The sequence below is a fragment of the Micromonospora sp. CA-259024 genome, from assembly GCF_050936255.1.
GTDB lineage: Bacteria > Actinomycetota > Actinomycetes > Mycobacteriales > Micromonosporaceae > Micromonospora.
This window is the reverse complement of sequence record NZ_JBNJND010000001.1, coordinates 1,028,617-1,050,189: the sequence shown is the minus strand read 5'-3', so window position 1 is coordinate 1,050,189 and position 21,573 is coordinate 1,028,617. Positions and strand designations below refer to the sequence as shown.

Below are 21,573 nucleotides of genomic sequence, written 5' to 3'. Positions count from 1 at the left end.
TTCTTTCCAGTCGAGGGGCGCGTGTTTCACCATTCGGCGTACGAGCCGTCGGGGTGCCGCCACGTCGGGCTGCGCCAGGCGTGTCCCCGCTTGTCCGCCGTCCGCACCGCGTGTTCGTCGATCTCGATGCCGAGACCGGGCGCGGTCAGCCGCTGCACGTACCCGTCGACGAAGGTCAGCGGGGTCTTGTCGAGGCAGTAGTCGAGCACCTCGGCGCCCTGGTTGTAGTGGATGCCGATGCTCTGTTCCTGGATCAGGAAGTTGGGTGTGGCGAAACCGACCTGGAGGCAGGCGGCGAGGGCGATCGGCCCGAGCGGGCAGTGCGGGGCGAGCTGCACGTCGTACACCTCGGCCAAGGTGGCGATCTTGCGAACCTCGGTGATGCCACCGGCGTGCGCGAGGTCCGGTTGGGCCACGGCGATGCCGGCCTGCAACACGGGCAGGAACTCCTGCCGGCTGTAGAGCCGTTCCCCGGTCGAGACCGGGGTGGTCGTGCAGCGGACGACCTCACCGATCAGGTGCGAGTTCTCCGGCACCACCGGTTCCTCCAGGAAGAACGGCCGGTACGGCTCCAGAAGCGGAGCGACCCGCCGAACGTTGGCCAGGGTGAACCGCCCGTGGAAGTCGACCGCGACGTCCCGGTCGCCCCCGAGGACCTCGCGCGCGGCGGCCACCCGCTGCACCACCGCGTCGAGTTCGGCAACCGAGGCGAGCGAGCTCATCGGCCCGGAGGCGTTCATCTTCACCGCGGTCAGGCCCGCCTCGATCCGGGCGCTGATCTGGTCGCGGACCTCGGCGGGCTCGTCGCCACCGACCCAGCCGTAGACCCGGATCCGGTCCCGGACCGGCCCGCCGAGCAGTTGGTGCACGGGGGCGCCGAAGTGCTTGCCGGCGATGTCCCAGAGCGCCTGGTCCAGACCGGACACCGCGCTGGCCAGGATCGGGCCACCCCGGTAGAAGGAGCCCTTGGTCATGACCTGCCAGTGGTCCTCGATGCGCAGCGCGTCCCGACCGACCAGCACCTCGCTGAGCTGATGGACGCCCGTGCGCACGGTCTCGGACCGGCCCTCGCAGGTCGCCTCGCCCCAGCCGACGATGCCGGACTCCGTCTCGATCCGGACGAACAGCCAGCGCGGCGCGACCAGGAAGGTCTCCACCTTTGCGATCTTCGTCATGGAGCGGTCAGCCCTTCGTGGCACCGGCGGTGAGGCCGGAGACGACGTACTTCTGCACGAACAGGGCGATCAGCATGATCGGCAGGGTGACCACGGTCGCCGCGGCCATCAGGCCACCCCAGTCGATGCTGGCGTAGCCGACGAAGTCGAAGATCGCGACGGGGAGCGTCTTCGTGTCGGAGCCGGACAGCACCAGGGCGAACATGAAGTTGTTCCAGGAGAAGATGAAGGAGAGGATGCCGGCCGTCGCGACGCCGGGCACCGACAGCGGCAGGGTGATCCGCCGGAACGCGCCGATGTGGGTCAGCCCGTCGACCAGCGCGGCCTCTTCCAGCTCGGTCGGCAGGCCGTCGAAGTAGCCCATCATGATATAGACGATCAGCGGCAGCGACACGAACATGTGGCTCAGGATCAGCACGGTGAACCCGCCGACCAGCTTCAGGTTCGAGAAGACGTAGTACCAGGGCACCAGGAGCGAGACGCCGGGGATGACCCGGGCCATGAGCACGACGAGCGCGGACTTCTTCATGGTGAAACGGCTCATCGAGTACGCGGCGGGGACCCCGAGGAGAAGCGAGAGCACGGTGGCCGCGAACGCCACCCAGAGGCTGTTGCCGATGAACTGGAGATAGTCCGCCTGCTGGAGCACGGTGTCGTAGTTCTTCAGGCTGGGCGAGAAGACGAACGCCTTCGCGGTGTCGTAGATGTCCACGTTGGTCTTGAACGACGCGGTGATCATCCAGAGCAGCGGCGCCATCAGCGCGAACACCACGACGACGAGGGCCGACGTACGGAACACCTGGTACGGCTTGCTCGGCTTCATCGGTCCAGCCCCTTCTTGCGATAGGTGAGGGCCCACATCACCCCGATGATGATCAGGAAGAAGATGATGAGAACGGTCGACGAGACGCCGTAGTCGTTGTAGTCGAAGCTGAGGCCGTAGGCGTACACGTTGAGGGTCTCGACCTCGTGGAAGGACCCGCCGCCGCGGCCCTTGGTGGCATAGAGGATGTCGAACGTCTTGAGCGCGTCGATGCCACGCAGCAGGATGGCGACGATCACCGTCGGCATCAGCAGCGGCAGGGTGACGTGCCGGAACCGCTGCCAACTGCTGGCGCCGTCGATGCGGGCCGCCTCCTGGGGCTCCTCGGAGAGTGAGGTGAGCCCGGCGAGCAGGATCAGCACGACCATCGGGGTCCACTGCCAGATGTCGATGAACATCGTCGTCGGCAGGGCCGAACTCTGGCCAGCCAGCCAGGGCTGGGGGCCGATCCCGATCCACCCGAGGAGCTGGTTCGCCATCCCGATGTTGGGGTCGAAGATCAGGCGCCACATCATGCCGACCGCGACCGGAGTGGCCACCAGCGGCAGGAGGATCGCGACGCGGACCCATTTCTCACCGCGGAAGGGCCGCCACAGCAGCAGGGCTATCGCCATGCCGAGAACGACCTCGAAGAACAGCACGACGCCGGTGAAGAGGACCGTACGCCCGACGGCCGGCCAGAACCGGTCGGTGTCGGTGAGCACGTCGAGGTAGTTCTGGAATCCGATGAACTCGGATTCGGCGCGTACCGAACCCTCGGCGTCAGTCAGGCTCAGATACCCGGTCCACGCCACCGGGAAGACGATCAGCACGGCGACGAACGCCATGGCGGGTGCCGCGAAAAGCCACTTGCGGTGTTCGTTGGCCCAACGTGACCAGGCCGACGTCTCCGGGGACGCCGGAGGGGCCTCGGGCGAATCGGTGCGAGGTGTGGTGACGGCTGACATTGAGATCTCCGGGTTCGGGGGCCAGGTCCCGGCGAGGCGGCGGAGCCCGTCGGCTCCGCCGCCCAGCGCTGGGGTTACTTCGCCTCGTCGTCGAGGAACTTCTGGAACGCCGTGTTGGCCGCGTCCGCCGAGCTGGCGGCGTCCTTGCCGGTGATCGCGTCGACGATCGGCTGACCGACGATCTCCCGCGCCTCAGCCACCTTGACCACCAGCGGCCGGTCGTGCCCGACGCCGTTGGCGGTGCTGACCGTGTTGGCCTCGGCGAGGTCCTTCGGCAGGGTCGAGGTGCTCGCCGGGTTCGCCCAGACCGAGGTGCGGGCACCGGGTACGCCTGCCGTCTGCTGCGCCAGCGCCTGCTCCTTGCCGGCCGCCCACTGGATGAACTTCCAGGCGTTGTCCTTGTTCTCCGAGTTGTCGTTCACGCCGAGCGCCCAGGAGGGGATGTTGTACGGCTTCGAGCCGGCCGGGCCGGCCGGGAAGGCCGCGAACCCAACGGTGTCGACGACCTTGGACTTGGTCGGGTCGGTAGCGTTCTTGTAGAGCGAGTTGGCCTCCGTGTAGAAGGCAGCCTTGCCCTGCGTGAAGATCGCCATCGCCTCCGACCAGCTCATGTCGGTGCTGATGTTCTCCGGGCCGTGGTCCCTGAGCAGCCCGCCGTAGTAGGCGTACGCCTGCTTGGCCTGCTCGGTGTTGACCGTGGCCTTTCCGCTGGCGTCCACGAAGTCGCCACCGAAGCTGTAGAGGAAGCTGGAGAACTGCGTGACGGCGGCGGCCTTGCCGGTACGGGCGACGAAGCCGGCGACACCGGGGTTGTCGGCCTCGACCTTCGCGGCCTGGACCTTGAGCTCGTCGAGGGTCTTGGGCGGCGCGGTGAAGCCGGACTTCTGCAGCAGGTCCTTGCGGTAGTAGAGGACCTCCTGCTCGGTGATGATCGGCACCCCGACGACCTTGTCCTCGTAGGTCGTCGCCTGCACCGGCCCGGCCTGGAAGTCACTGAATTCGAAGGCGCTGTCCGACTTGGCCTTCTCGCTCAGGTCGGCGAGGTACTTGTTCTTGCCGAACAGCTTCCCCTCCTGCAGCGGCCGGTACATCATCACGTCGATGTCGCTGGACCCGGCGTTCAGCTTGACGTTGTACTGGTCGGAGAGCTGGTCCTCGCCGAGCTGGGTGACTTCGACCTTGAGGCCGGACTGCTTCTCGAAGTCCGGCAGGGCCTTCTTGATGTTCTCCGTCCAGACGTGGTTCACCAGTGTCACGCGAAGGGTCGTGGAACCTTCGCCACCTTCGTCACCGCCACAGGCGGCCAGGCCCATGGCAGCGACCACGGCCAGAGAAGTGCCGAATATCGATCGACGTCGCACGCTTGTCTCTCCTTCTGTCGTGGTCGCCGCCCCGGGAAGCCGCTACCTCGGCGTTACATCCGCTTAACAACCGGATGCTAGGCCGATAAACCTGATTATTTCAATAGGTTGATCTAACTGATATGATCTTTGAGTGGAACCGTCCTCATCAGAGGTTGCAGCCGCTCGGACCGCCCCCGCCGAGGTCGGGCTGCACGCCCGCGTCCTCGAACACCTCGGCACCGCCATCTGCGGCGGCGAGCTTCCAGCCGGATCGGTCCTCAACATCGACGAACTGGTCGACCGGTACGCCGTCTCCCGCTCGGTCATCCGCGAGGTGCTGCGGGTCCTGGCATCGATCGGCTTCATCGAAGCACGCCGTCGGGTGGGGGTGATGATCCGGCCGGCGAGCGCGTGGAACGTCTTCGACCCGCAGGTGATCCGCTGGCGTCTCGCTTCGGCTGGCCGGATGGCCCAGCTCCGGTCGATCACCGAACTACGCACCGCCGTCGAGCCGCACGCGGCCCTACTGGCCGCCAATCGGATCGGCCACGACGAAGCGAGCGATCTCGTCGGGCTGGCGGCGAAGATGTGGGCGGCCGGCGAGGCCGGTGACGAGGAGCGCTTCCTGCACCTCGACATCGAGTTCCATCGGCGCATTCTGCTCGCCTCCGGCAACGAGATGTTCGTCCGGCTCCAGGAGTTGGTCGCGGAGGTGCTCACCGGCCGGCACAAGCACCACCTCATGCCACACCACCCGCATCAGCAGGCGCTCCAGATGCACGCGGACATCGCCCAGGCGATCCAGCGGCACGACGGCGAACGCGCCCGGCAGACGATGGTGCAGCTGATGGAGCAGGCGTTCGACGAGATGAAGTCGCTGTGGGAGCAGATCGGCATGCCCGACCGGGGCGCACACCGCGCGCCGACCACCCGCTGACCGACGCCCCCATGATCGACTCGCTTTCCGGGAAGTCGCGGTGTCGGAGCGCCCCGGACACCGCGACATCCGTAAATCCGAGTGGATCACACCCGACGCTGACAGTTGTGGGAGCAGTCGCTGTAGTGGAACTTCCCGTCGCCAGGCCTCAGGATGCTCATCGAGTCCGAGTCCAGCCGAGGAAGCGGTGGTGCAAGGCGCCGGCCGGCGTCCGGGGCATGTCTTCGGCGGCCTGGACGAGGTAAGCGCCGAGATAGAGGGCCAGCGACACCGGAGCACCGGCATACTCCGCCCGCAGTTCCTGCTTCCGAGTGAGACAGGGCCAGGGCAGGTTGCAACCGCCGCAGCTCCAGATCGGCATCACCGGGCCGTGGGTGGTCACCGCACACATCCGAGGAAGCGGGTCGTGATTCGCCGGGCCTTCCGGCTGGTCGCCCCATCCACCGGCGAGCGCGGGTACGGGGCAAGACGCGACCACCAGGCTCGGCAGCCGACGCACCTGCCGTCGACTCCTGGCACGGGTATGGCCAGGATCTCCTGCTCCTGGGCGTCGTTCACTGCGCCTCCTCGCTCGGCCAGTGGCCCCGGTTGATCGGGATGCGATGCCGGACATGGCAGGGCAGGTCAGCTCCGCAACGGCAGATCCGCCGCCATTTTCGCCAGGACCAGACCAGGCGATGGCGGCGGGCGAGAGTGAGGGCCACGGCGAGCAGGTACTCCTCGTACGAGACGCGCGGCACCGGATCTCCCTCGTCAGTCACGAGGGCGTTCTGATCCGCCCTCCATGTGAAGGGGGACGCGGCGACCAGGCGACTTGGCACCGCTCGCCGCATCCCGTGCGGGAGAACCTACGTAGCGTCGCGCGACGGAACAGGTACGGTCTCTACCCGTAGATCAGGAGACCAGACCAACCTTCAGCGCGAGGTCGTGGGCGTCAGCGCGCACAGAACGTGCATCGATCAGATCCAGTGTGATCTGGCGGGCGTACCCGTTGAAGCGGATCGTCTCCGGCGCGGAGTCGTACGCCTGTCGAAGGGTCGCCACGGTGGCTTCGTTGTCGCCCTTTCCGTAGTGGCCGCGGGCCACCTCGATCAGATGCCGGGCGCGTCGTGGCCTCGACGGGATGGCAGCCGGGTCGAGGCGGTTGGCCTGTCGCACCGCCTCACCAGACTTCTGCAACTCGACGGCGACGGTCACGGCGTGAGCTCCCATGATGACCCGCGAGAACGACGTCTGTGGCTGGTAGAAGCCCTGCGGCAATCGCTGCGCCACCCGGTCCGCACGATCCCAGTAATGCCACGCGCGGCCTTCCTCGCCGGCGCGGGCGGCGGTGTAGGCGGATTCGAAATTGAGCGCGCCCCACAACGCGAGCAGATTGGCGTTTCCGTCGTCGATCCGCGTCTCCAGCGCCGAGCCCACATCCAAGGTCACCGTCATGGCGGTGTCCCAGTCGCCGGCGTCCCGGTGAACCTGGCACAGGAACCATCCCGCGCACGCCAATGCTTCGGGATCACCCGATTCCTGCGCCGCCACCATCGCCCGGTCCGCGACCCGCCACAGCAGCTCCGCAGCGGGCTGGTAGGCCAGGAACATCTGAGCCAGTCCAAGAACCTCTGCCAACAGAGCATGCGCTCGGCGACGCTCGTCACCTTCGTACGTCAACGCTGCCTGCTGAGCGTCGCGCACCAGATCCGGCAACAGGGCACCAAGGACCGTTCGGTGGTCCGACGCCTGATGGCGTGCCCGCCACGCTGCGGCGAGGCGTTCCCTGATCGCCACCACCGGCTGCGGAGGCACCGCGCTGGAGAGTGAGAAGTGGTTGACGGCGTCGCGCACCGAGGCGAGCGCGGGATGCTCTGGCCCGTTCACCACTGCCGACCGATCGCTCAGCTCCCCCACCAACGCGGACACGTCGACCTTGAGCGCACGGGCGATCCGATCCAGCATGTGGACACGCGGCGGCAGGATGCGATCCGTCTCCACGGCCTTGACCCACTCGGCGCTCCGACCGACCAGCCCACCGACCACAGCCCGGGTCTTGCCCGACCGCTCACGGTAGAGCTTCAGGCGCTGTCCAAAGGTCAGCTCTGGCATGGAGTCCATCCCGAACCCCCTCCCATCGCGCGAGGTGCACCACGGATCGCCGGCCGCAGTCGTGCCCACCGTACCCACGGCACCGCACGCTGGTAACCCATCAGCTCGCCGACGCGCGCGTCAGCTTGTTGTGTGCGATCGCTGGGCTCAGCCCGCCGCTGCTGAGTTTCGCCGAGAAGCCCCAAGACGGGAGCTGCGGACAGCAGCAGCTTCAGAATCCCCAAGGTCCCTCTGTCAGTTCGGCCCTCTTTCGAGTGCAACTGCCAAGAGGGTGAAAGAAGCCAGCGTCCATGAAACAGGAGCGACGGAGCCCGCAGTGCGGGCTCAGCCCAGCGTCAACGTCGGTGCTACTACGTGTTGGCCGCCAGCCTCTTCGGTGTGAACGCAGGCATGGCGTGTTGATGCCTGCGCTCCAGCCTGCTTGGAGGTCACAGATGAGCCCTCTCCCCTACAGCTCGGGGTCGCCACCAAAGAGGTGAAGTGCCTCGGCCATAGCGCGGTCAACCACCGACGGCCAAGCCAGCACACTCGCCGGCCGGCCCTCATTCGCCCTGACCGTGACCTTAGGTCGGGCCAATGACGTCGTCCCACACAAGGTCAGGCACACCGTCATGCTGGCTGACCGGCGGTGATGACGCACCCCCGATTGCGTCGCGCATGCCGACAGACCACCCGCTGTTGCCACGGAGAACTCACCGGTTCGCACAATGGTGCGGTCGGTGGGCGCCTGGGGACTCGAACCCAGAACGTACCGGAACCGTCGATCACGCATGGATCACACACACACCGACCAGGCAACGGCGCTGGTTTCGCACCCGGCCGGGGCGCGTCGAAGGACTACAAGACGCATCAGCCGGCCGGCTGCCGACAGCGGCAGCATCACCTGACCGCCGTACGGCACCGGGGATCGGCGCCGCTCCCGTTAGCCAACCTCCGGCGGGATCCAGCCACGCCGGATCGCCTCCATGCCGGCCTGGAACCGGGTCTGCGCGCCGAGCAGGTCCAGCAGCCGTCGTACCCGGCGGCGCATGGTGCGGACCGAGAGCCCGAGCTGCCGGCCGATCGTCTCGTCCTTCACCCCGGCCGCGAGCAGCGTCAGGAGCTGGCGATCCTCTGCGGACAGTTCGTCGGCCCCGGCAGCGGAGTCCAGTGGCACCGCCCGGCCCCAGCAGACGTCGAAGACGAACTTCAGGGCGTCAAGCAGCACCGACGCGTACACCAGCAGGCCGCAGGCGCCGTCCGGGCCGGGTTCCAGCGGTACCAGGGCGACCCGGTCGTCGACCAGGTGCATCTTGAACGGTACGTCGACCAGCACCCGGGCCTGTTCGCCGAGGGCGACGAGCCCCCGGATCTCGGCGAGGGCGCCGGGCTGCTCCAGCGCGTCCGGGTGGTAGATCGCCCGCCACCGTACGTTCCGGGCCAGCACGGCCGGTTCGACCGGGTTGCCGGCCGCATGCACGTACGGCGGACGGTCGAAGGCGCGTACCTCGCGTACCGCGCTCTGTTGGAGGCGGAGGAAGGCGCGACTGATCTCCTCGCCGGTGACCACCTCGACCGGGCCGGTGGTGGCCGCCTCGGGCCGGGCGCTCTCGAAGATCACGGCGAGTTCGGCGGCGGCGTCCCGGGCCCGACGCAACGCCTGCTCGGCCGGATGGAGCAGGGCGTCGAACGCGACCCGGGGGTCGGCGGCGGCGTACCGGTTCGGTTCGACGGCGAGCCGGGCCACCAGCCCTTGCCAGCGGAGGTGGTCGAGGCCGGCGGAAACCCGTTCGACGGTCAGGCCGGTCGCCGCCGCGAGTTCCGCCGCGGTGGCGTGGCCGCGACCGAGCAGGACCCGGAGCACCGCCTCGTCGACGGTGGAGATCCCGGCACCGGCCAGGGAGTTCTGTTCGGGGAGGAGCACGGCAGATTATGGCCGGAAGGTGCCATCGGCACCAACATGACGTTGCCAACCATTGCCGACGACCCCGGTCTCGGGCTCCCCTTACAGCCATGATCAGTGCACCTTCCCCCCGGTGGCGGGGCGTGGCGGCGACGACCGTCGTGCTACTCGCCGCTGGGGTCCTCCAGCCGGGTACGGCGGTGGCCGGACCGGCCACCGGCCCGGACCATACGGTGATAATCGAGTTCGACGCGGCGCCGACGATCGCCGCCGTGCCGGCACCGGGTACCTTCGACGCGCAGGCGGGCGACCGGCTGCGGCAGGCACAGGCGGCGGTGGCCGCGGTCGAGCAGCAGGTGACCGAGGCGGCCGGGCGGGCCCGGATCCGGCTCGACCGGCGCCACTCTTTCCAGGTGCTCCTGCCCGGTATGGCGGTACGCGTACCCGAGGGGCAGGTCGAGGCGCTGCGCCGGCTGCCCGGGGTCAGGGCGGTGCACGAGGTGACCCGGTTCCAGGTGCAGGGAGCCGCCCCCACCACCGCCCTCGACGCCACCGGCGTCACCGCAGCGGCGGCGTCCGTCCGGACCGCGCCCGCCGACCCTGCCGCCGCGCCCACCAAGCCCGGCTCGGGCGGTTCGGTCGAGCCGAACCTGTCACAGATCGGTGCGCCGGCGGCGTGGCGGCGGACGGACCGCAACGGCCGGCCACTGCGGGGCGGCGGGGTCAACGTCGCGGTCATCGACACCGGGATCGACTACACCCACCCCAGTCTCGGTGGCGGTTTCGGCCCGGGCCACAAGGTCGTCGGCGGGTACGACTTCGTCAACGACGACGCCGACCCGATGGACGACCAGAGCCACGGCACACACGTGGCCGGCATCATCGCCGGCACCGGTGCGGGCGGAGCGATGGGGGTCACCGGGGTCGCCCCGGACGCCACGCTGACCGCGTACAAGGTGCTCGACGCGAGCGGCTCCGGCTACGACGACGACATCATCGCCGCGCTGGAGGCGGCCGTCGACCCGGCCAATCCGTACCGGGCCGACTTGATCAACATGAGCCTCGGCGGGTCTGGCGACGGGCACGACCCGGTCGGCCGGGCCGCGTCCGCCGCGGTCAAGGCTGGCGTGACAGTGGTCGCCGCCGCCGGTAACGAGGGTCCGGGCGAGCGGACGATGGGCAGCCCGGCCCTGGCCGACGGGGTTCTCGCGGTCGCCGCCTCCACCACCGGCGTACGGCTGCCGGTCGCCGAGCTGACCAGCCCGCGCAAGGAGCCGATCATCACGTACCGGGCCGGGGTCTCGGCGAACCCGCCGGAGCGCACGACCACCGGTGACCTCGTCGACGTCGGGGAGGGCACGGCCGCCGACTGGGCCCGGGTCGGCGACGTACGCGGAAAGGTCGTGCTGGTCAGCGGTGCTCCCTCCAGCAACGCCAGCGCGGACGACGTCAGCCGGTTCGCCGAGGCCGAACGGCGCGGCGCGCTGGCCGCGATCGGCTACACCCTGTCAACGGTAGGCCCGGGCCCCACCGCCGTCGGTCTCGGCGGCCCGGTACACCCCGGCCCAGGTGCGCCTGGGGGACCTACCGCGTCGGACGGGTTCAACGCGACCGTGACCAAGAGCCCCGACCCGCGTGACGAGCTGCGGTTCAACCGCCTCGTGGTGCTCGGCATCGACGATGCCGGCCAGTACGGTCAGCTCCGGCGACTGCTCGACGCCGGGCGGGTACGGGTCGCCATCTCCGGCACCGACGTCACCGACCAGATCGCCAGCTTCTCGTCCCGGGGACCGGACCCGCACTGGGGCATGAAGCCGCAGCTCGCCGCCCCCGGCGTGGAGATCCGTTCGTCGGTGCCGGCGGCCCTCTGGGCGCCCGGCGTGCAGCGGTACAGCGGCACCAGCATGGCCGCCCCGCACGTGGCCGGGGCCGCCGCGCTGTTGCGGCAGTTCCGGCCGGACGCGTCGCCGGAGCGGCTGACCGCCGCGCTGACCGGCTCGGCGGCGAAGATCGACGCCGCGCCGACCTCGGCCGGGGCGGGACGCCTGGATCTGCCGGCGGCGCTGGACGCCGAGCTCACCGCCGGCCCGGCCGTCGTCTCGCTCGGACTCGCCGACCTCTCCGGCGACCGGGTAGGGGCCAACGGAACGGTGACCCTGCGCAACGCCGGGAGTCGGGCCAGCACCGTCCGGTTGGGTGTCACCCCGGCGAAGGGCAGCCCCGGCACCGCCCGGGTCACCCCGGACCGGGTAACCGTGCCGGCCGGTGGGCAGAAGACCGTCGCGGTACGGATCGACACGACGGCGCCGGAGCAGGGCGTCGCCGACGTCTCCGGCTGGTTGACCGTCGACGTGCCGAAGGGCGGTACCGACCTGCGGGTGCCGTACCTGCTCGCCGTCCGTACGCCGTGGGTGTTCGCCACCCCTGACCCCAGCGACGGGCACACCGGCGTGTACGTCAACACCGTGGACCCGGTCTCGACCCCGCCGAGGATTGTGGTAACCGGACCGGACGGTCGGCGTACCGAGACCACGGCGGAGCCGTACGACGGCGTTTGGTGGCAGGCCCCGGTCACCGGTGACCGGCCCGGGATCTACACCGTCACCGCCTCGGTCCGCACCGACGACGGCCCGACCATCGTTGGTACGAGCTACTTCGAGGTCGCCGCGGAGGCGGATACGACCAAGTGGGACCTGGTCGGGCCGTACGGGACCGGCGGGCTGCTCGCCACCACCCCGGCCGACCCGAACCGGCTGGTGGTCAGCTCGGAGAACAGCGCCGGGCTCTGGATCACCACCGACCGGGCGAAGACCTGGCGGTACGAGAAGCTCACCGCCGTACCGAGCGGCCGGGTGAACGTCCAGATCGACCCGACGCGGCCGAACCGGATGTGGGCGGCGGTCAGCAGCCGCGTCGACCCGACGTACCAGGGTCGGATGCTCCGCTCGGACGACGGCGGCCGCACCTGGCGGACTCTGCCGTTCCCGGACGTCCGGATCGCCGCGTTGGCCGTCTCCGCGGACGGCGGCGTGCTGGCGGCGGCGACCGACTCGACGATCGAGGTCAGCCGGGACGGTGGGGACACCTGGGTGTCGACGCCGGCCTTCTGGTCCGGGCTGATGAGCGGCTTCGCGCTCGCCGGCACCGACCTGTACGTGGGCGGCGACGACGGTGTCTGGCGCTGGTCCGGACTGGCCGGGGAGCCCACCCTGGTCCGCCCGGCCGCTGAGCTCTCCACCGCGCCGAAGGCGGTCACGGTCGCCGGCGACACGGTGGCGGTCGCACAGTGGGACGGCGCCATCTGGGGTACGACCGACCGGGGCGGAAGCTGGCGACAACTGCTCGCCACGCAGGACCTGCTCAGCTTCACCAGCACCGGCCGGACCCTGCTCGTCGACGCGCACCAGGAGAACCTGCTCAGCACCGACGAGGGACGGACCTGGACGTCCACGTCCAAGGTCGGCGAGGCGGTGGTCGACAGCGTGGCGAGGTGGCCGGGCGACGACCAGACGCTGCTGGTCGGGATGGAAAGCGTGGGTGTGTTCAGCACCACGGACGGGAAAAAGTACACCCGGATCGGCACGCCGGGTGCGACCGCCAACGAGATGGTGGTCGCGGGCGGTCAGCTGCTGGTCGGAACACCCATCGACACGTACCGTACCCATCTGCCGCTCGAACCCGGCCGGCTGGACTGGGGCCGCTCCGAGGGCGAGGGGATGGTCGGCGTGGCGGTCGAAGGGCTCGCCGCCCAGCCCGGCTCCCCGCGTACCGTCTGGAAGGTCATCGGTACCGGCTTCGGAAGCATGCGCTTGCAGCGCAGCCAGGACGGCGGGGCTACGTACTCCGACGTCTTCACCGATCCGGCGTTCCCGCTGGGGATCCTGGTGCATCCGGCCGATCCGCGTCGGATGTACATCGCGTACAAAACCGTGAGCGGGGGCGGCCTGCTGGCCAGCCAGGACGGCGGCGCCTCCTGGCGGAGGATCGAGCACGGCGCCATGTACGAGGCGATGACGGGCGATCAGCGTGACCCGGACCGGCTCTGGCTCGGTGGCGAGAGCGGCCTGTGGCGATCCGACGACAACGGGGTGACCCGGGTGAAGGTGCTGGACGGTCCGGTGACGGCGGTGTACGTCGACAACAAGCGGATCGTCGTCGGCGGCGCCACGATCCGGGTCAGCACCGACGGTGGGCGTACCTTCACCGAGGCCCGGAGCGCCGGCGGCGGAAAGTACGTGCTGCCGATGCGGGTCAGCCAGATCGTCGAATCAGGCGGGGTGCTGTACGCCGGGCTGCGGGACTTCACCGCGGCGGGGCTGAACATCGGTGGGCGCGGCGTACTGCGCAGCACCGACGGTGGACGGACCTGGAGCAACATCGCCTTCGGGCTGCCGGACCCCTCGGTGCGCTCGCTGGCGGTCAGCCCCGACGGTCACTGGCTGTACGCCGGCACCGCCGCCGGTGGCGTCTACCAGTTGCCGATCCGCCGCTGAGGTCGTTCACGGCCTTCCCCACGCCGGCCGGGCCGCCCTTCGGGGTGGCCCGGCCGGTCCCGTTCCTGGCGGCGTTCCTCCCGTTCCCGGGACGTTGCCCGGCGACCGTCGCCCGACGACGTCGGCATCATCCGGATTCCATGGATCGAGATGTTCTGTGGGGGACGGTGACCATGGTGAACAGAGTTCACTTCGTCAGTTGGTTGCTCACCGCTCCGGTGCTCCTCGCCCTGGCCCCCTGTTCGCCGATCCCGGGACAGGATCCGGTCGTCCCGGGTCCGTCGCCCACGTCGGCCGCCAGCCCGGACGGCTCGGCCACCCCGTCCGCGTCGCCCCTACCCCGAAAGTAGGTCAACCCGGTGGTGGTGACCCCACCGGGACCGCCGCCTAGCAGCATGACGAGGCTACCCTCGTACGGAATGCTCCATTCCCGTTCCGACGGTGCGCTGACCGCGAGGTCCTCGCACCCGTCGCACGTCGATCACACAGCCATCCACGGTAGGCGCGAAAGGGCTCTGATCTGACCCAAAGGCCAGATCAGAGCCATGATCAACGTGGGCTGCCAGGGACTCGAAACCCACACCTAGGAAGTACGCGTCAGCGGACCACGCCGAGGCCGGTGAAGGACCTGTCGTACTCGGTGAACGACTGGTTGTTGTACGGCGCGTAGATCCAGGTCCGTAGCGAGTTGGCGGCGGTGTCGACCTCGACCAGGCGTACCGGGTTGGTGGTGTTGGAGTGGAACGTCTGGAGGAACGAGTAGATCTTGTTTCCGTTGACCCCGGTGTCGACCCGGTTGGCGGCGACGCCGACGTGGCCGGAGAAGACGAACCGGATGTTGGCGTACTGCTTGACCAGGTTGTCGAAGAGATACTGCGGGCTGGTCGCGCCGTACGAGGCGCTCTGCTCGATGTTGCCGCTGCCGTCGATGTAGTCGTGGGTGACGACGATGACGTTGTGCCGGGGGTTGGCCGCGACGACGTTCTTGGCCCAGTTCACGGCCTCGACCCGGGGCCAGAGCTCCAGGGTCAGCACCATCCACTGCACACCGCCGGCCTCGAAGGTCGAGTACGAGTTGTCGACCTTGCCGGCCTCGAACTGTCCCTTGACGGCGCCATACTGGCTGGCGGTGAAGTACTGGTTGAAAACGGTGGTATCGCGGACGAGTTCCCGGGTGTGGGCGGGGTCCCGGGCGGAACCGCCCTCGCCGGTCGCCTGGGTGTCGTGGTTGCCGATCGCCAGCGAGTATGGCAGGCCCGCGGTCTCGATCGGGCGCATCGCGTCGCGGGCGATGACGTACTGGGAGTGGTCGGGGGTGTCCCAGTTGACCACGTCACCGGAGTGCGTCACGTAGCGCAGGTCCAGCGCCGAGCGGTTCTGCACCAGCCAGTTGGTGCGGTTGCGGAACCGGGTGTCGCCGCTGTTGAGCACCTCCTGCTGGGTGTCCGGCAGCACGGCGAAGCTGAACTTCGTGTCGGTGGCGCCCGCGGTCTCCATCCGCGCGTACGCGATGTGGACGTTGCGGTCGCAGGGGTCGGCCCGGAAGTCGTTGACGAACTGGATCTTCACGGTGTGCTGCCCGGCGCCGACCGCCGAGCCGACCGGGTACGTGCCGTAGCTGGTGGCGCTGACGATGGTGGTCTGGCCGACGCTGACACCGTCGACCGTCACCCGAACGGTCGGCCAGCCCTGGCAGTTGTCACCGATGGCCCCGATCAGCACCCGCCCGGAACCGCTGATGCTGGTGGTGGCGTAACTGGAGTTGCCCCAGAGCGAGGCGTGCGTGCCGGAGGCGGGCACCGGGGTGCCGGTCGCCGTACGGATCGCACCATCCACGACCGCGAACTGGGAGGGCTCGGCGGCGTTCGCCGTACCGCCGGTGAGCGCTCCCCCCGCCATGGCGGCCACCGTCGCCACCGCCACCGCAACGAACCTGGACCTGGATCTCCTGATACGCATCGCCGATCCTCCCTTGCCGACAGACGCCCATGAGCCGGGCAGTCGCAGCGTAAAGAGGAGCGGGACGACACATGTGAATGCTTCGAGACCATCCCGGGTACCCGAGTTGTCATCTCGGTTTCGCTCAGCTCGTGACCAGCGGTGTCATCGACCGCAGGTCGGGCAGCGCCGGGCGACAGTGCGGACAGGTTCGGAGGTTGAAACGCTGGTGGGTGCCCGTCGACATGTCGCCACGGCGGCTCCCAGACTCCCCGTCGCCCCCACGACTACCGCGGCAGCGGTCCCGGCGATGACCAGGAACGTGGAGTTGCCGGACCCGACGAGGTCGCTTGCCATCGCGCTCAAGACGTAGAGGCCGAGGAGTCCCACCGGAGTGAACAGGACCAGGGTGGCCCACAGCCCTCGAGTGTCACCGCGCAGCGAGAGCGCCACCGCGACCAACACGGCTGTCATCAGCAACGCCATCCCAGCGTAGGTGAGAAGGACGCCCCCATCGTCGAAACGGTAGGACCAGGTGCCGCGACGGCTCAGCGCCGGCCCGGCCACCAGGCCCGCCCCGAGCGCCGTGGTCAGCGGAACAATGCGGTGCCACCGCGACCGGCTGGCGGGGAGCGCCAGTGCGAGCAGGCCCAACGTCGCTTGTGGCACCAGGTAGAACAACGGTGGTCGCGGCATGCCAGCCAGGTCGGCGACCGGCACCACGGCGGTGGTCAGCACGAGAGCCAGCATGATGGCCAGCCGTGTCCACCGGACGGGGGCGAGGGCATCGAGAGCGGCGACCAGCAGCCATGCGACCCAGACGACGATGCCGATGCTGACGAACGGCCCGAAGGTCGACACACTCCGGTCGGCCCGATCGATGATCTGCTCCGCCCCGGTCCACAAGCCGGCCAGCGCAGTCGCGGTGATGAACGCAAGGATCGCAGCCAGCCGTACTCCTGGGAGGAGACCGCTGGCCCCGGCGGCCCGCAGCCGCTCACGCACCGCGCCCATGGCCAGGTCGGCAGCGTCCGCAGCCGAGGGCCAGCGGCGGCCGGGTGCGGTCAGATCGAGGTACGTGCCAACGATTTCCTCCCCCCGCACGCGCCGGTAGTCGTTGGGGTACAGGCGCAACAGCAGTCGGTAGCGGCCTTCGAGATCGCTCATGCCAGCCCTCCCATGGCAGGTCGGACGGCGGGTTGGGCGGCGCGGGCCCGCCTGCGTAGGCGAGCGGTCGCGACCTCGACGTTGTGACGGAGCCGCTCGGTCTCCACCTGTAGCGCGGTGTCGCCGGCCGGCGAGAGCCGGTAGTAGCGGCGCAGCCTCCCGTCGACCGTCTCTTCCCGGTCGACCTGGACCAGCCCGGCGTCGACCAACCGGTCCAGTGCGCCGTAGAGCGTGCCCGGACGCAGCGACAGACGGCCCTCGGACAGGACGGCGACCTCACGGATGAGGCCGTAGCCATGCATCGGCTCGGCGGCGAGCGCGGCCAGGATCAGGAAGGTCGGTTCCCGCAACGGCGTGTCCACCCCCGCAATATATCGGCTGCGAAGCTATTCATCGTCTGAATTGGGACCACCACATTTCCTGCCGCACTAGCCTCAAACGGCACGACGCGACTCACGGTAGGGACGACTCCATGGCGACAGTTCTGATCACCGGTGCCAACAAGGGCCTTGGGTACGAGACCACCCGTCGGCTCCTGGCAGCCGGTGACACGGTCTACGCCGGCGCACGCGACGCCGTACGCGGTCGCCAGGCAGCTGACCAACTGGGCGCGCGCTTCGTACCCATCGATGTCACCGATGATGCCTCGGTGGCCGCAGCCGCGGAGTCTGTCGCGGCCGCTGGAGGTCTGGACGTGCTGATCAACAACGCCGGAATCGAGATGCGTAAGCCGGACAACAGCGTGGTGACGACTGCGGAGCTCACCGCCGAGGGGATGCGGAAGGTGTTCGAGACGAACGTCTTCGGCGTGGTGCGCGTCACCCACGCGTTCCTGCCACTGCTCCAGAAATCCGCCACTCCGGTCATCGTCAACGTCAGCAGCGGCTTGGCGTCGCTGCACCACATAACGGACCCGAGCCAGCCGGCGTACCTATTCCCGGGTCTGGACTACCCGGCGTCGAAGCTGGCGGTCAACATGATCACCGTGCAGTACGCGAAGGCGTTCCCAAACTTCCGGGTCAACTCCGTGGAGCCGGGGTTCACCAAGACCGACCTGAACGGCAACACCGGCGCGCAGACCGTCGAGCAGGGCGCCGAGATCATCGTCCGGATGGCGAAGATCGGCCCGGACGGCCCGACCGGGGGCTACTTCGACCGCAACGGCCCGATCCCCTGGTGATGCCGGTCCAGCACCGTGGCGTTCCGCTCTACCGCGAGGTGCCGCCCGGTCGACCTGTGCTGGCAGCGGAGGGCCGGTGGGCGATGCGGGGAGCCCGCACCGCCGAGGAGCTGCCAGACCCCGGCCGGAAGTCCCGGGCGGCAGCGGCCACCATCTCGTCGGAGTCGCGAGCGAGTGCCTGCCGGATGTGCGGCGGAATGACCTCGGATGTCGCCATCGCCAGTCGGACCTGCACCGAACGGTCGTCGACCAGGCGCTCCAGATCCGCCTCGTCCAGCTCGACGGCACGGACCAGCGCGGCACGGACGTCGACCACCGGGTCCGCGGCGAGCGCACTGCGCTGCTCGGCGGTGGTCCGCGGGTTACGGGCGACCCCCTTGCGTACGCGTGCGGTGCGATCGGCCAACAGGGCGGTGATCACGTCGGGGTCGTGGGTGTGGGTGGCGAGTCGTTCCCGTACCTCGGGTGAGACGTCGTCGGTCAGCTTGGCGGCCAGCTCGGGCTCCAGCTCCCGGCTCTCCGCGAGGAGACCGCGAAGCTCCTTGTCCGATGCCTCTGCCATCACCCGGCGGATCGACTCGTCACAGGCGGGGTTGCCGGCGACCGCCCAGCGGATCCACCGGTCGGCGTCCTTGACGAGACGCAGCAGGTTGGCGATCGAGGTCGAGGGGTTTCTCGCCACGGCCTCCCGGACCTGACGATCATGGTCGCGGGTCAGCGGTCGCAGTGCCTGCGCGGGTGCGTCGGCCCGGGCCGCGACCGCCTTGCGGACCACGGCCGACGGATCGGACGCCAGGTCGATAAGGGTCATCTGTGGCGTTGCGGGGTCCTGTGCGAGGGCGAGCCGTGCGTCAGCGCTGCCACCGATCGGACGGTGGGCGGTGGTGTCGGACCCGCTGTGACGGTCGGGCACGCCGACGTCCTGCTGTTTCCCCATGGGCGCAATCATGTCACGCGCCCAGGTGGGCAACGCGAGCCTGACCGCGCCGTACGTCATCTCGGCGATCTCCCGCCAACCCGCTGCCCCGGCAGCGGGCCGCCGCAACACCGATCGTGCTGGGCGGCGCGCTGCCGGGGTACGGGGGCGGTCAGCGGGGCGGTGGGGCGGCGAACCTGAGCCGGACGATGGTGTTGTCGAGCACGTTCGGCGTTCCGCCGGACCTGTCGTTGTTCGTGGAGGTGAGCCAGAGCCCGCCGTCGGGGGATTTGACGACGGTACGCAGACGTCCCCAGGTGCCGTTGAAGAAGGCACGCGGCGCGTCGGTGGTACTTCCCGTGATCTTCATGACCCACAGCCGACCGCCGCGCACAGCCGCCATGTAGATCCAGTCGTTCACGATCTCCAGGCCGCTGGGAGACGCCGACGCGGTGTCCCACTGGCGGACCGGGTTGGTCATGCCGGAGACGCTGCAGGAGCCCTCACAGGTCGGCCAGCCGTAGTTCTGGCCTGGCTGAATGAGGTTCAGCTCGTCCCAGACGTTGTTGCCGAACTCCGACGACCAGAGGCGCCCCTGCGAGTCCCACGCCAGACCCTGGGGGTTGCGGTGGCCGTAGCTGTAGACGCGCGTGCCGAAGGGGTTGCCGGGGGCCGCCGCGCCGGTTGCCGTGACACGGAGGATCTTGCCGTTGAGCGAGCTCAGGTTCTGCGCCCGGTTGGCGTCCTGCCCGTCGCCCGTGGCGATGTAGAGGAACCCGTCAGGCCCGAACTTGATCCTGCCGCCGTTGTGGAAGGTGTTCTTGGCGATGCCGGTGACCAGCGGTTCCCGGGGGCCGATCGTGCCGTTCTCGAACTTGAACCGCACCACCCGGTTGTCGGAAGCCGCGGTGTGCATGGCGTACACGTAGTGGTCGGTCGCGAAGTTCGGCGAAGCGGCCAGCCCCAACAGGCCACCCTCACCGCTGGTGGTGACCGCCTCGGTGATCTTCCCGACCACGGTCTTCTGCCCACTCAACGTCACGCGAACGATCTCGAACCGGTCCCGCTCGGCCACCAGGGCCGTGTTGTCGGGCAGGAACGTGACCCCCCACGGAAGGTCCAGTTGAGTGTTGACGTTCCGGTCGAAGATCGGATCGCCACCGGTCGCCGTGCTGGTGGTCCGCACCGAGAGGCCCGGACTACGCGGCGAGATGTTGTTGTTGGCGTCGAAGGCCTCGACGGTGAAGAGGTAGGTCGTGTTCGGTGTCAGGGCGTCGGCGGTGGCGGTCAGGTCCGGCACCGTGGCGAACTTGACGCCGTCGCGGTACACGTTGTAGCCGGTCACACCGATGTTGTCGGTGCTGGCGTTCCAGGCCAGGCTCACGCTCGTGCCGCTGACGCTGGCGGCGCGCAGGTTGGCCGGTGTGGTCGGCGCCTGGAGGTCGTCGCTGGGCGGGGTGGTGATGGTGAGGTTGTTGCTGCCCTGCGACGGGTTGCCGCTGGCGTCGTACGCGAGCACGCTCAGCACGTACGCGGTGTTGGGCTGCAGGTCGACCGTGACCGCGGTGATGTTGCCGCCGGCGGTCTTGATGACGTTGCCCCCGTTGTACACCTTGTACTGCGCAACGCCGACGTTGTCCGTCGACGCGTTCCAGGCGAGATCCACGGCGTAGGGGCGTACCTGGCCGACGACGCGCAGATTGCTCGGCGGGGTGGGCGGTTCGATGTCGCTGGGACGGGTTACGCGCAGTCGATCGAGGTTCGGCCCGCCGTTGGCGGTCGTCGCCGTCGCCCGGATGGTGTTGGCCCCGGCGGTGAGGCTGAGCGTGAGGCTCACGTCGGCCCAGGTGTCCCAGGTGGGAGTCGCTGGGAAGGCAACCGCCGGAGCGACCACGGTGCCGTTGACGGAGATGTCCATCGGACGGTTGACGCCCGACCCGTGCGCATGACGGAAGGTGACCGTGTGCAGGCCGGTCGTACTGGCCTGCACGGTGAACTCGACGGAGGAACCCACGACGTTGTCACCGTTCACGAAGCCCGTGCCGGTGAAGCCGGCCCAGTTCGACTCGACCACACCCTGCGAGACGACCGCGTTCTCGGCCTGGTAGTCGGTGAAGGCCTGCGGCGACTCGAAGTCGACGTAGTCCAGGTTGGGGCCGCCCCCGCTCGTGGTGCCGGTGACCCGGATCGTGTTGCTGCCCGCGTTGACCGTTGCCGTCACGTTCTTGGTGGCCCAGGTGGCCCAGGCGCCCGTGCTTTCGAACACGAGCGCCGGGGCGACGACGGATCCGTTCACCGCGACATCCGCGGGGCGACCGGCGGCCAATCCGTTCGCGAAGCGGATGCCGACCGTGGCCGTACCGGCGGTCGCGGAGTTCACGGTCCACTCGACGTAGCTGCCGACGACGGGGTCGGTGTTCACGAAGCCGGTGCCGGAGAAGTTGGCGTGGTTCGACTCCACCACGCCCTGCACGATCCTTGCGGTCTCGGCCTCGTAACGCACGGGTGCGGCGGTCGCCGGCCCGGCGTAGACCACGGCCGTGACGAGCAGCCCCGCCGCGAGAGCCGCGAGAGCCCTTCTGCCTGTTCGGTGCGTGAACATGCCACCTCCAACAGATAACAAAGTTTACAAACTTCGATGTCCGGATACCACCGCACCTGAGGCCGTGGTGTCAATG

Annotated in this window: 15 protein-coding genes and 1 pseudogene; 3 read left to right on the top strand and 13 right to left on the bottom strand. The window is 69.1% G+C overall.

Features of this window, described 5'->3' with window-relative positions; all coding sequences use genetic code 11:
- Positions 1-26 precede the first annotated feature (26 nt).
- The 4 genes from dgoD to ACQEUX_RS04235 all read right to left on the bottom strand — a co-directional run bounded on the left by dgoD (position 27) and on the right by ACQEUX_RS04235 (position 4,201).
- Positions 27-1,175, bottom strand: a complete 1,149-nt coding sequence (dgoD, locus tag ACQEUX_RS04250) for a galactonate dehydratase (RefSeq protein WP_433041374.1) — start codon at positions 1,173-1,175, stop codon at positions 27-29.
- 7 nt (positions 1,176-1,182) lie between these two features.
- A complete protein-coding gene (locus ACQEUX_RS04245) occupies positions 1,183-1,998 on the bottom strand; it encodes a carbohydrate ABC transporter permease (protein ID WP_433041371.1) in 816 nt (271 codons plus the stop codon).
- Positions 1,995-2,945, bottom strand: coding sequence for a carbohydrate ABC transporter permease (locus ACQEUX_RS04240; protein ID WP_433041368.1), 951 nt, complete (start codon positions 2,943-2,945; stop codon positions 1,995-1,997). Before ACQEUX_RS04240 ends, ACQEUX_RS04245 begins: the two co-directional genes overlap by 4 nt.
- A 74-nt stretch (positions 2,946-3,019) precedes the next feature.
- Positions 3,020-4,201: an ABC transporter substrate-binding protein gene (locus ACQEUX_RS04235; protein ID WP_433041365.1), complete on the bottom strand. Its 1,182-nt coding sequence runs from the start codon at positions 4,199-4,201 to the stop codon at positions 3,020-3,022.
- A gap of 238 nt (positions 4,202-4,439) precedes the next feature.
- Here ACQEUX_RS04235 and ACQEUX_RS04230 point away from each other — a divergent pair, with 238 nt between their 5' ends.
- Positions 4,440-5,225: a FadR/GntR family transcriptional regulator gene (locus tag ACQEUX_RS04230; protein ID WP_433041362.1), complete on the top strand. Its 786-nt coding sequence runs from the start codon at positions 4,440-4,442 to the stop codon at positions 5,223-5,225.
- A 166-nt stretch (positions 5,226-5,391) separates the two neighbouring features.
- Here ACQEUX_RS04230 and ACQEUX_RS04225 read toward each other — a convergent pair.
- From ACQEUX_RS04225 to ACQEUX_RS04210, 4 genes and pseudogenes are all read right to left on the bottom strand, one after another.
- Positions 5,392-5,607, bottom strand: a pseudogene (locus tag ACQEUX_RS04225) (hypothetical protein); the annotation flags it as partial.
- Positions 5,608-5,779: 172 nt separating this feature from the next.
- Entirely contained in the window at positions 5,780-5,986 is a 207-nt protein-coding gene (locus ACQEUX_RS04220) for a hypothetical protein (protein WP_433041359.1), read from the bottom strand.
- A gap of 133 nt (positions 5,987-6,119) precedes the next feature.
- The gene (locus ACQEUX_RS04215; RefSeq protein WP_433041356.1) at positions 6,120-7,328 is read right to left on the bottom strand and encodes a helix-turn-helix domain-containing protein; all 1,209 of its coding nucleotides are present in this window, start codon (positions 7,326-7,328) and stop codon (positions 6,120-6,122) included.
- 913 nt (positions 7,329-8,241) lie between these two features.
- Positions 8,242-9,222 carry a TrmB family transcriptional regulator gene (locus tag ACQEUX_RS04210; RefSeq protein ID WP_433041353.1) on the bottom strand — a complete coding sequence of 327 codons (981 nt, stop codon included), beginning with the start codon at positions 9,220-9,222 and terminating at the stop codon, positions 8,242-8,244.
- A gap of 89 nt (positions 9,223-9,311) precedes the next feature.
- Between ACQEUX_RS04210 and ACQEUX_RS04205 the strand changes: the two genes are divergently transcribed.
- A complete protein-coding gene (locus tag ACQEUX_RS04205) occupies positions 9,312-13,694 on the top strand; it encodes a S8 family serine peptidase (RefSeq protein WP_433041350.1) in 4,383 nt (1,460 codons plus the stop codon).
- A gap of 597 nt (positions 13,695-14,291) precedes the next feature.
- Here the strand turns inward: ACQEUX_RS04205 and ACQEUX_RS04200 are convergent.
- From ACQEUX_RS04200 to ACQEUX_RS04190, 3 genes are all read right to left on the bottom strand, one after another.
- Positions 14,292-15,653: a carbohydrate-binding domain-containing protein gene (locus tag ACQEUX_RS04200; RefSeq protein WP_433041347.1), complete on the bottom strand. Its 1,362-nt coding sequence runs from the start codon at positions 15,651-15,653 to the stop codon at positions 14,292-14,294.
- 144 nt (positions 15,654-15,797) lie between these two features.
- Entirely contained in the window at positions 15,798-16,799 is a 1,002-nt protein-coding gene (locus tag ACQEUX_RS04195; RefSeq protein WP_433041344.1) for a hypothetical protein, read from the bottom strand.
- Positions 16,796-17,161: a PadR family transcriptional regulator gene (locus tag ACQEUX_RS04190; protein WP_433041341.1), complete on the bottom strand. Its 366-nt coding sequence runs from the start codon at positions 17,159-17,161 to the stop codon at positions 16,796-16,798. The genes ACQEUX_RS04195 and ACQEUX_RS04190 overlap by 4 nt, the downstream gene beginning before the upstream one ends.
- A 110-nt stretch (positions 17,162-17,271) precedes the next feature.
- Here ACQEUX_RS04190 and ACQEUX_RS04185 point away from each other — a divergent pair, with 110 nt between their 5' ends.
- Positions 17,272-17,979: an SDR family NAD(P)-dependent oxidoreductase gene (locus ACQEUX_RS04185; protein WP_433041338.1), complete on the top strand. Its 708-nt coding sequence runs from the start codon at positions 17,272-17,274 to the stop codon at positions 17,977-17,979.
- Between the two features lie 28 nt (positions 17,980-18,007).
- Here ACQEUX_RS04185 and ACQEUX_RS04180 read toward each other — a convergent pair whose 3' ends face one another.
- Entirely contained in the window at positions 18,008-18,916 is a 909-nt protein-coding gene (locus ACQEUX_RS04180; protein WP_433041335.1) for a hypothetical protein, read from the bottom strand.
- A gap of 151 nt (positions 18,917-19,067) precedes the next feature.
- The gene (locus ACQEUX_RS04175; protein ID WP_433041332.1) at positions 19,068-21,497 is read right to left on the bottom strand and encodes a PQQ-dependent sugar dehydrogenase; all 2,430 of its coding nucleotides are present in this window, start codon (positions 21,495-21,497) and stop codon (positions 19,068-19,070) included.
- Positions 21,498-21,573: the final 76 nt, after the last annotated feature.

Excerpts from the sequence above, each read along its gene's own strand:
- ACQEUX_RS04175 (WP_433041332.1), bottom strand. The coding sequence starts at position 21,497 with ATGTTCACGCACCGAACAGGCAGAAGGGCTCTCGCGGCTCTCGCGGCG.
- ACQEUX_RS04195 (WP_433041344.1), bottom strand. The coding sequence starts at position 16,799 with ATGAGCGATCTCGAAGGCCGCTACCGACTGCTGTTGCGCCTGTACCCC.
- ACQEUX_RS04240 (WP_433041368.1), bottom strand. The coding sequence starts at position 2,945 with ATGTCAGCCGTCACCACACCTCGCACCGATTCGCCCGAGGCCCCTCCG.
- ACQEUX_RS04245 (WP_433041371.1), bottom strand. The coding sequence starts at position 1,998 with ATGAAGCCGAGCAAGCCGTACCAGGTGTTCCGTACGTCGGCCCTCGTC.
- ACQEUX_RS04180 (WP_433041335.1), bottom strand. The coding sequence starts at position 18,916 with ATGGGGAAACAGCAGGACGTCGGCGTGCCCGACCGTCACAGCGGGTCC.
- ACQEUX_RS04185 (WP_433041338.1), top strand. The coding sequence starts at position 17,272 with ATGGCGACAGTTCTGATCACCGGTGCCAACAAGGGCCTTGGGTACGAG.
- ACQEUX_RS04200 (WP_433041347.1), bottom strand. The coding sequence starts at position 15,653 with ATGCGTATCAGGAGATCCAGGTCCAGGTTCGTTGCGGTGGCGGTGGCG.
- ACQEUX_RS04205 (WP_433041350.1), top strand. The coding sequence starts at position 9,312 with ATGATCAGTGCACCTTCCCCCCGGTGGCGGGGCGTGGCGGCGACGACC.
- dgoD (WP_433041374.1), bottom strand. The coding sequence starts at position 1,175 with ATGACGAAGATCGCAAAGGTGGAGACCTTCCTGGTCGCGCCGCGCTGG.
- ACQEUX_RS04215 (WP_433041356.1), bottom strand. The coding sequence starts at position 7,328 with ATGGACTCCATGCCAGAGCTGACCTTTGGACAGCGCCTGAAGCTCTAC.